The 9,412-nt window shown below is 65.0% G+C and carries 7 protein-coding genes and 1 pseudogene; 2 read left to right on the top strand and 6 right to left on the bottom strand.

Going from position 1 to position 9,412, the window contains the following annotated elements:
• Positions 1 to 158 (bottom strand): annotated as a pseudogene (locus F2P44_RS23850) (IS5/IS1182 family transposase); the annotation flags it as partial.
• Positions 159 to 384: 226 nt separating this feature from the next.
• Here F2P44_RS23850 and F2P44_RS23845 point away from each other — a divergent pair.
• Positions 385 to 1,029 (top strand): response regulator, encoded by a 645-nt coding sequence (locus F2P44_RS23845; protein WP_054263975.1) that lies wholly within the window; start codon positions 385 to 387, stop codon positions 1,027 to 1,029.
• A gap of 458 nt (positions 1,030 to 1,487) precedes the next feature.
• The gene (locus F2P44_RS23840; RefSeq protein WP_167090002.1) at positions 1,488 to 2,294 is read left to right on the top strand and encodes a Crp/Fnr family transcriptional regulator; all 807 of its coding nucleotides are present in this window, start codon (positions 1,488 to 1,490) and stop codon (positions 2,292 to 2,294) included.
• A gap of 61 nt (positions 2,295 to 2,355) precedes the next feature.
• On the opposite strand, the gene F2P44_RS23835 is transcribed toward F2P44_RS23840, so the two are convergent.
• The 5 genes from F2P44_RS23835 to F2P44_RS23815 form a co-directional block, all read right to left on the bottom strand.
• Complete coding sequence (locus F2P44_RS23835) at positions 2,356 to 3,444, bottom strand: outer membrane lipoprotein (RefSeq protein ID WP_167089988.1); 1,089 nt, start codon at positions 3,442 to 3,444, stop codon at positions 2,356 to 2,358.
• 105 nt (positions 3,445 to 3,549) lie between these two features.
• Positions 3,550 to 4,200, bottom strand: a complete 651-nt coding sequence (gene pdeM / locus F2P44_RS23830; RefSeq protein WP_167089986.1) for a ligase-associated DNA damage response endonuclease PdeM — start codon at positions 4,198 to 4,200, stop codon at positions 3,550 to 3,552.
• Positions 4,197 to 6,671: a ligase-associated DNA damage response DEXH box helicase gene (locus F2P44_RS23825; RefSeq protein ID WP_167089984.1), complete on the bottom strand. Its 2,475-nt coding sequence runs from the start codon at positions 6,669 to 6,671 to the stop codon at positions 4,197 to 4,199. The genes pdeM and F2P44_RS23825 overlap by 4 nt, the downstream gene beginning before the upstream one ends.
• The gene (locus F2P44_RS23820; RefSeq protein WP_167089982.1) at positions 6,668 to 8,299 is read right to left on the bottom strand and encodes an ATP-dependent DNA ligase; all 1,632 of its coding nucleotides are present in this window, start codon (positions 8,297 to 8,299) and stop codon (positions 6,668 to 6,670) included. Before F2P44_RS23820 ends, F2P44_RS23825 begins: the two co-directional genes overlap by 4 nt.
• Positions 8,292 to 9,380 carry a ligase-associated DNA damage response exonuclease gene (locus F2P44_RS23815; protein WP_167089980.1) on the bottom strand — a complete coding sequence of 363 codons (1,089 nt, stop codon included), beginning with the start codon at positions 9,378 to 9,380 and terminating at the stop codon, positions 8,292 to 8,294. The genes F2P44_RS23820 and F2P44_RS23815 overlap by 8 nt, the downstream gene beginning before the upstream one ends.
• Positions 9,381 to 9,412 lie beyond the last annotated feature (32 nt).

Below are 9,412 nucleotides of genomic sequence, written 5' to 3'. Positions count from 1 at the left end.
CCGCCCCCGGCATACCGAGCATGAAAAGCGGATAGGTCGAGCGAGTCGATCGTATCGCTAATGTAATAGGCAAGGTGCCCGTCAGGGAGCCAGTCCTGCAGTGCGTGGGGCAGCAGCATTTGCTGCTGCGGCTCGTAGGGAAGATAGCTTGATGTCATCGGTCAAAAATGCGTTTGCTCGGTTGACATGGATGATATCAAGTTTCTGCCGCGCAGACTCCTAGCAGTTAGCTAGCAGATTTGCATATAGCGCAAGCGACCATTTTGCCGTACCCTGTCCCGGGCTGCGGGGCGTCCGCGCTGGCGTTGCCGCCGTCTTGCTGCCCAGTCGTCTTTTTCAGCGGCGTGTTTGCCGTCTCATGCTCACTTATCTGATTGTAATTTTATGATACGCATTGTTGTTGCCGATGACCACACGATCATGCGCGAGGGCCTCAAGCGCATCCTCGACGGCGCCCTCGACATCGATATTGTCGGGGAAGCCATCAACGGCTTTGAAGTGCTGTCGCACGTGCGCCAGGGCGGCTTCGACCTGCTGCTGCTGGACCTGTCGATGCCGGGGCGCAGCGGCGTCGACCTGATCCGCCAGATCCGCAGCGAAGCGCCCAAGCTGGCCATCCTGATCCTCACCATGCACGAGGAAGAGCAGTACGCCGTGCGTGCCATCCGGGCCGGTGCCCAGGGCTACCTGACCAAGGAAAGCGCCGGCACCCAGCTGGTGGGGGCGATCCGCAAGGTGGCCTCCGGGCGGCCCTACATCAGCACCGAAGTGGCCGAGCAGCTGGCGCTGAACATCATGACGCCCAACGAACAGTTGCTGCACAAGCAGTTGTCGGACCGTGAATTCGAAGTCTTTTCATTGTTGGTGGGCGGCAAGTCGATTACCGAGATCGCCAACAGCCTGCACCTGAGCGTGAAGACGGTCAGCACCCACAAAACGCGCATCATGCAAAAGATGGGCATGACCTCGCTATCGGAAATGGTGCAGTACGCCGTGGCCCATCGCCTGCTGTCGCCATTCAAGACGTAACAGGGGGCGGAAAGTTTTAGACACCGGCGCGATAAATTCGTGCCGAGAAACCTCAAGTAATCGCCTTTTGTACCCATCAGTAGCACGCACTCCGCCTCGCTCCCACGATCATGTTTTCACTCTGTGGATCGGCACTCACATTAGGAATAGTCCTACAATAGCGCGCCCTATCCTACTCCCAGATTCAGCGTTCGCTGATATCAATGCCGGGCTCGTGTTGGCATACTTAAATCCAGCGATTCGGCTTTCCTGCGGTTCATAAATTGTTCTTACGCAAGCTAGCCAGCCGTGCTGTACATCACTTTTGAAGCTCCGGTCGCAGGTCGTTCAGATCGTTGTTCAAGCCTGATACCCGCAGCCTGAAACTTCGAATTTTCCTTACCCTGGAGATGAGCATGCTGACCACGCCACCGCAAGACAACCGCAACACCCCCACGTCGACCATGCATTCCTCTCCGATGGAAGCAGGCCGGCAGCGCCAGGGCCGCCTCTGGTCCAATCTCAAGGAAGTCTGCGACCTGCTGCACATCAGCGCGGCGGTGTCGATCAACAGCGAAGAACTGCTGTTCCAGCATGTGCAATTCAAGACCGGCCAGCGCGTCCACACCATCGGCCAGGCCTTCGACACCCTCTACATCGTCAACTCCGGCTTCCTCAAGACCGTGCTCATCGACGAATTCGGCAACGAACAGGTACTCAGCTTCCCCATGAAGGGCGACATGCTCGGCGTCGATGGCATCCACACCCGCCACTACGCTTCCGAAGCGGTGGCCCTGTCCGACTGCGATCTGATCTTGCTGCCGTTCAAAAAGCTCACGGCCCTCGGCCGCGTGCACCTGGAACTGGAAAACGTCATGTACGGCGTGATGAGCCGCGAACTGGTGCGCGAACAAGCCATGATCGGCATGCTGGGCGCGCTCAGCGCGGAAGCCCGCGTGGCGCGCTTCCTGGTGTCGCTGGCCGACCGTTTCGCCGCCATGGGTTATTCCAGCAAGCTGTTCAACCTGCGCATGACGCGCCATGAAATCGGCAGCTACCTGGGCCTGACCCTGGAAACCGTCAGCCGCACCTTGTCGGCTTTCAACGAAATCGGGCTCATCACGGTCGACCAGCGCACCATCGGCATCAAGGATGCCGATGCCCTCAAGACCCTGCGCCGCCTGCCGCCATCGCGCTCGCGCGCCAAGCAGAACAGCGCCGCCAAGGCCAAGGCCGAAGCCGAACAGGCTGGCGACGCCAAGGTGCTGGCCACCACCACCGTCTGAAACGTTTCCGCTTGCAAAAACGGCGCCCCGCGGGGCGCCGTTTTCATTGCATCACACCATGTTACTGGTCGCGCGACAGCACGCCGTCCGTGATCCGGACCTTTTCGCCCACGCGCAGGCCTGGGTCGTTTTCGTACGTCACGGTCTGGGTACCGCCGTTGTTGAAGCGGATCACCACTTCGTAATGCTGGGTCTTGCGGGCATTGCGCTCGATATTGCGGCCCACATAGGCGCCGCCGACTGCGCCGGCGATCTGTGCCGCGGTACGGCCGTGGCCCTTGCCGACCTGGCTGCCCAGCACGGCGCCAAGCACGCCGCCACCGATGGTGCCGAGATAATTACCGTCGCCATTGACCTCGACCACATTGATCGCGTCCACCGTGGCGCAATTGGTGCAGTAACGCACTTCGCGTGGCGTTGGCGTGGCGGCCGCGACACGCAGCGGCTTGCCGAGGACGGCGGTCGACACGCGGCCGCCCACGCGCATGGTGGCCGTCACGGCGCTGTTCGGTGCAATCCGGTCGGCGCGGCGGATCGTATAACCGCCGCTGTATTCGCCCGGATTAACTTCCGGCAAGAAGAACACGCCACGGGTACCGGCGATGGTCATGTCGACCTTGGCGCCCGGCGTACCGTAGACCGAAAACACCAGTTCATTGCCCGGCGTTAAATCATCATCGCCCTGCACCTCGAAGCGCGCGATACGCGGCACATCGGCGGCGCGTTCGCGGCCCTGGTTGTCGCGCGGATGGCGGCCAACATCGCGCAGCAGCGATTCGCTGAGCACGCCACTGGTGACCTGGTTACCGACGCGCAGGTTGGCGGTCACGGCGCTGCCGCCCGTGATGTTGTCGCGCCCGCCGAGGGTGTAGGTGCCTTCGTACTGGCCCGGCTCGGTTTCGGTCAGGTTCAGGTTGCGGTTGGCGCCAGCGATGCTCAGGGTCGCGCGTCCGCCCGGGGTGCCATACAGGTTGAAGTTCAGCTCCACGCCGGGTTTCAGGCGGCGCACCTCTTCCACGTCGAAACCACGGATCACCGGGGTGTAGGCGGCGGCATTGTTGTTGTATTGCTGAGCCTGTGCAGGCGCGGCCAGGGTCACGGAAAAGAGTGGCAGCGCAGCCAGGAATGCGACGCGCGATGCGACGCGCAATATTGTTGTCGTTTTGATGATGATCTCCTCGGAGGTTGTACAGCGAAGCCGGATATTTCCAGCAGTCATGTCAAGTTACGCGCAACGCATACGGACGTCGGTGCGCTAGCGTACGCAATGCACAGCCTCGCCCGAGCTGACGCACACCTGCTCCCCCGGCCCCGGCGCGACCACCAAGCCGCCCGTAAATGCGCCGAAGGATGGCAGCACCATGCGCGCCGCTCCGATCAGGAAGCACGGCAGGCGCAGCGAATCGAGCCGGGTCGAGAGCCAGTACACCGGATGCACATGCCCCGCCAGCACGTAGCCCGGCGCGGCGATGTCGGGATGGTGGCAAAACGAGAACGGCGCCACCGTGTGCGGCTCATCGACCATGCCGATCGCCAGCGCCGCCGCCGGGTCGCCCGCGTGCTTGTCGTGGTTCCCGCGCACCAGGGTCAGGACCAGGTCCGGATGGCGCGCGCGCCACGCCAGCATCGCCGTCAGCGTGGCCGAGGCATGGGCGGCGCGCGCGTGCAAAAAGTCCCCCAGGAAGACGATCTCGCGGGTTGCATGCGCGGCCATCAGCGCGTCGAGGGCGTCAAGGTTCTCGGTGGTGGTCCCGCGCGGCACCGGCACGCCCTGTGCGCGGAACGAGGCCGCCTTGCCGAAGTGGATGTCGGCGATGACCAGCATCCGGCGCGCCGGCCAGTATAAGGCCTTTTCGGGCAGCAGCAAGACCGCCTCGCCGGCCAGCTGCATCTCGCGGAACGTCATGGCAGGGCCGCTTTCTCCAGTTCGCGCAGCATGCGCGCCACGCGGTCCGACAGCTTTTCGGTGCTGAGTTTTTCGCGGAAGCGCTCGACCATCAGCGCAAAGCCGAAGGGCGTGGCGCGTTTGACTTCGCGAAAGGCCACGCCGCGCGCATGCAGCTCGATCAAGGTGTCGCGCAGGCGCGTCAATTCCAGCTCCTGTTCCATCACCTCGCGCTGCGCCTGCGTGAGCAGCAGGTTGCCCGCATCGTGCTTGCGGAATACCTCGAAAAACAGCGACGACGATGCCTGGATCTGGCGCGTGCTTTTCGGCTGGCCCGGATAGCCCTGGAATACCAGCCCGGCGATGCGCGCCACTTCGCGGAAATGCTGCTGCGAAAGCTGGGTCGCGTTCAGGCTCGCCAGCACGTCTTCGAGCAGCAGTTCGGTGGAAAACAAGGGCACCTCAAGCCCCGTCACGTTCGCCGACGCCGCCACAAACGCGCGCGCCCAGTCCACCGGTTCGGCCGCCAGCAGCTCGAAGCCATAATCGTTGATCGCGATCGAAAACGTGATTGGCTGCACGCGCGCGATGCGGTAGGCGAACAGCGAGGCCAGTCCCATGTGCACGGAGCGTCCCGCGAACGGATACATGAACAGGTGATAGCCCTCGCGGCTGGTCATGGCCTCCACCACCAGCGTATCGATGGTCGGCAGCGCGGACCAGCGCTGCTGGATTTCCAGCAGCGGGCGGATCGCCTCCATTTCCGGACCTCGGAACTCGCCACGTGCCGCGTGGCGTAATTCTTCCAGCGCGGCGTGCGCCAGTTCCGACGACATCGGCATCTTGGCGCCCTGCCAGCGCGTCACCGCCCCGCGCGCCCCGGTGGCGCGCTTCACGAATGCGGTCATCTCGTGCACCCGTATGAATTCCAGGATCCGTCCACCGAACAGGAAATGGTCGCCCGCCTTCAGGCGCGAGATGAACGATTCCTCGACACTGCCGATGCGCCCTCCGCTCATGTACTTCACCTGCATCGTCGAATCGGACACAATGGTGCCGATGCCCATGCGGTGACGCCGTCCCAGCGCCACGCTCGGCACGCGGTACACGCCCTCCTCATCGGCGATCACGCGCTGGTATTCCGGATACGCGGTCAGGCTTTGCCCGCCGCGCGCCACGAAATCGAGCGCCCATTGCCACTCTTCCTGCGTGAGCGCACGGTACGACCAGGCGCTGCGCACCTCCTGGTACAGCTGTTCGGCGCGAAAGCCGCCGCCCAGCGCCACCGTCACCAGATGCTGCACCAGCACGTCGAACGGCTTGTTGGGCACCAGCCGCCCTTCGATGCGGCGCGCCGCGACAGCGTGCTTCGCGCCCGCCGCTTCCAGCAATTCCAGGCTGTGGGTCGGCACCAGCGTCACGCGCGAGACGCGCCCCGGCGCGTGGCCGCTGCGCCCGGCGCGCTGCAGCAAGCGCGCGATGCCCTTGGCGCTACCGATCTGCAGTACCCGTTCGACCGGCAGGAAGTCCACGCCCAGGTCCAGGCTGGCGGTGCAGATCACCGCTTTCAGTTCCCCCTTTTTCAAGCCGTTCTCGACCCACTCGCGCACCTCGCGGTCGAGCGAGCCGTGATGCAGCGCGATCACGCCAGCCCAGTCGGGGCGCGCTTCCAGGATGTTCTGGTACCACAGCTCCGACTGCGAACGGGTATTGGTAAACACCAGCGTGGCGTTGTATTCCTCGATTTCGTCGATCACCGGTTGCAGCATGGCGATGCCCAGATGTCCGCCCCATGGAAAGCGCGACACGTTGGCGGGAATCAGGGTATCGACCCGGATTTCCTTTTTCAGGTCGCCCTCGACCAGCGTGCCCTTGCCAACGCCGAGCAGCACATCCTGCGCCTGCGCCAGGTTGCCCATCGTGGCCGACAAGCCCCACACCACCAGTTGCGGGTTCCAGTAACGCAGGCGGGCCAGCGCCAGCTGCACCTGCACTCCGCGCTTGCTGCCCATCAGTTCATGCCACTCGTCGATGATGATCATGTCCAGGCTGGCGAACTGGGTCTGGGCCGCCGCGTGACTGAGCAGCAGCGAGAGGCTCTCGGGCGTGGTGATCAGCGCCGACGGCATGGCGCGCGACTGGCGTGCACGCTCGCTTGAGCTGGTGTCGCCGGTGCGCGCGCCGATCGTCCAGCCGGGCGCCAGCGCCGCCGCAGACTCCTCCAGCGCGCGCTGGGTATCGGCAGCCAGCGCGCGCATCGGCGTAATCCACAGCACGCGCAGGCCGGACGCCTTGCGCTTGCCGGCCAGCGCACCGCGCAGCAGCGCCGCCAGCCATACCGCGTACGTCTTGCCGGCGCCCGTGTTCGCGTGCAGCAGGCCCGATTCACCGGCCAGCGCGGCGCGCCACACCGCGCGCTGGAACGGGAATACCTTCCATTTGCGCTCTGCGAACCAGGCGTCGATGGCCTGCGCCATCTGGCTCTTGCTCATGAACCGGCGGCGGCCAGCAGGCCCTTGAGGGTATCGAGCGAATCGGCGTCGTCGACGGTCTTGTCGTCGCGCTTGCGCAAGATGCGCGGAAAGCGCACCGCGATACCGGCCTTGTGGCGGCTGGAGAGCGCAATGCCCTCGAAGCCGATTTCGAACACCATGGTCGGGCGCACCGAACGCACCGGCCCGAATTTTTCGACCGTGGTCTTGCGGACGGCATTGTCGACCACCGCGATTTCGGCGTCGGTCAGGCCCGAATACGCTTTGGCAAACGGCACCAGCTTGCGCTCGCCGTCCTCGCCGTCCCACACCGCGAAGGTGTAGTCGGTGTAGAGCGAGGCGCGCCGCCCGTGGCCCGCCTGCGCGTAGATCAGTACCGCGTCGATGGTGTACGGATCGACCTTCCATTTCCACCACGTGCCCACGTTCTTGGTGCGGCCAACGCCATACTGGGCGTCGCGCGCCTTGAGCATCATGCCCTCCACGCCGCGCGCGCGCGATTCGGTGCGCACCCTGGCCAGTTCGTGCCAGCTGGCCGTGCGGATCAGGGGCGACAACTTCAGTTGCGGCTTGGCCGTCTCGCGCACCAGCACCTCCAGCAGGGCGCGCCGTTCGTGCTGGGGCAGCGCGCGCAGGTCCACGCCATCCTGCTCCAGCAGGTCGTAGGCCACCAGCACCGCTGGCAGTTCGGCCAGCAGCTTGGCGGACAAGGTCTTGCGGCCGATGCGCTTTTGCAGGTCCGCAAACGCGGCCGGCGTGTCTTCCCCGGTCCAGATCAGCACTTCGCCATCGATGACCGTGCCTTCGGGCAGAGGCAGCGCCGCCAGCTCGGGAAAGCGTTCCGTGATCAGGTCTTCGCCGCGCGACCACAGGAAGTTTTGCGCGCCGCGCCGCACCAGTTGCGCGCGGATGCCGTCGTACTTCCATTCCACCTGCCAGTCGCCCACCTCCCCCAGTCCTTCCGGCTCGCCCTGCAACTGGTGCGCAAGGAAGAAGGGATAGGGCTGGCCGCCGCGCAGTTTGTGCTCATCGTCCGACTGGGCGGCGATCAGTTGCAGGAAGCCGGCCGCCGTGGGCCGCACACTGCCATCGGTCCAGCCCATCAGGCGCTGGGCAATCAGCTTGCTGTCGACCGCCGCCAGCGAGGACAGCGCGCGCGTGACCAGCAGTTTCGACACGCCGACCCGAAAGCCGCCACCGATCAATTTGGTCAGCAAAAAGCGTTCGCGCCAATCGAGTTCGTTCCAGAACCCGAACAAGGCCGTGCGAATGGTGGCCGGATCGGCGCCGCGCAAGGGACCGATGCGCTCCTGCATCCACTCGGCCAGGCCGATGTCGCTTTGCCGCCCGGGCGGCGGCAGGATGTGGGCGATGGTTTCGGCCATGTCGCCGACGGCGTGGTACGACTCCTCGAACAGCCACTCGTCGAGCTGCGCGTAGTCGATGGCGTACTGGCGCAGCAGCTTGCTCGGCACGGCCTGGCGCGGCTTGCCGCCAGCCAGGAAGTAGACCGCCCAGGCCGCGTTGTCGGGCGCCGCGCTGCCAAAGTAGGCTTGCAGCGCCTCGAGCTTGCGGTTGGTGGCGGTGGTCTCGTCGAGCTCGGTGTACAGGCGGGCAAACTCACGCATCCGTCACCTCGGGCGTCCCATAGGGCGTCCCATAGGGCGTCCCATCGGGCGTCCCATCGGGCGCGGGATCGGCCACCGGCGCCGCCACTTCCACGGCTTCATCCTCGTCGCCGTATTCGGTATCGAAACCCGAGGCGTCCAGGCCCACCTGGCACAGCCAGCGCACCATGATAGGAATCGAGCCGTGGGTGACGATCACGCGTAGCGCCTCGGTGGCGCGAATGGCCGTCATCAGGCCGGGCCAGTCGGCATGGTCGGACAGCACGAAGCCGCGGTCCACGCCACGCCGGCGGCGCGCGCCGCGCAACTGCATCCAGCCGCTGGCGAAGGAATCGCTGTAGTCGCCAAAGCGCTTCATCCAGGTGGAATTGCCCGCCGATGGCGGCGCGATCACAATCGAACGCCTGATGGCCGCCTTCTCGACCTGGGTCACCAGCACGGTGGGCGGCAGGGCCACGCCGCCTTCGCGGTAGACGCGGTTGATCGGTTCGGCCGCGCCGTGGCAGATGATGGTGCCGATCGATGGATCGAGGCCGGACAGGATGCGCTGTGCCTTGCCGAACGAATAGGCGAAGACCACGCTGGCGCGGCCCTGGTCGGCATTCTTGCGCCACCAGCGATTGATGTCGTCGAAAATTTCCTGCTCCGGCTGCCAGCGGTAGATCGGCAGCCCGAAGGTCGATTCGGTGATGAAGGTATCGCAGCGCACCGGCTCGAACGGCGCGCAGGTGCGGTCCGGTTCGACCTTGTAGTCGCCGGAAGCGACCCACACTTCGCCGCGATGCTCCATGCGCACCTGGGCCGAGCCAAGCACGTGACCGGCCGGATGCAGCGAGACCGTCACGCCGTTGTGCACGATGCGCTCGCCGTATTCGAGGCCGTCGATGTGGATGTCGCCCAGGCGCGAGCGCAGCACATTCACGCCGCTGGCTGCCGCCAGGTAGTGGCCGTGGCCGACGCGCGCGTGGTCGCCATGCGCGTGGGTGATCACGGCGCGGTCCACCGGCCGCCACGGGTCGATGTAGAACTGCCCCGGGACGCAAAACAGTCCCTCCTTGCGTACCACTACCATGTCCGACATGCGTGCACTCCTATGTTTTTCTCCTCGCGCCG

The organism is Massilia frigida, assembly GCF_011682175.1.
In the GTDB taxonomy this organism is placed as follows: Bacteria; Pseudomonadota; Gammaproteobacteria; order Burkholderiales; family Burkholderiaceae_D; genus Telluria_A; species Telluria_A frigida.
The sequence above is the reverse complement of the archived record's forward strand: the minus strand, read 5'-3'. Positions and strand labels throughout refer to the sequence as shown.

Excerpts from the sequence above, each read along its gene's own strand:
- F2P44_RS23840 (WP_167090002.1), top strand. The coding sequence starts at position 1,488 with ATGGAAGCAGGCCGGCAGCGCCAGGGCCGCCTCTGGTCCAATCTCAAG.
- F2P44_RS23815 (WP_167089980.1), bottom strand. The coding sequence starts at position 9,380 with ATGTCGGACATGGTAGTGGTACGCAAGGAGGGACTGTTTTGCGTCCCG.
- F2P44_RS23820 (WP_167089982.1), bottom strand. The coding sequence starts at position 8,299 with ATGCGTGAGTTTGCCCGCCTGTACACCGAGCTCGACGAGACCACCGCC.
- F2P44_RS23845 (WP_054263975.1), top strand. The coding sequence starts at position 385 with ATGATACGCATTGTTGTTGCCGATGACCACACGATCATGCGCGAGGGC.
- pdeM (WP_167089986.1), bottom strand. The coding sequence starts at position 4,200 with ATGACGTTCCGCGAGATGCAGCTGGCCGGCGAGGCGGTCTTGCTGCTG.
- F2P44_RS23825 (WP_167089984.1), bottom strand. The coding sequence starts at position 6,671 with ATGAGCAAGAGCCAGATGGCGCAGGCCATCGACGCCTGGTTCGCAGAG.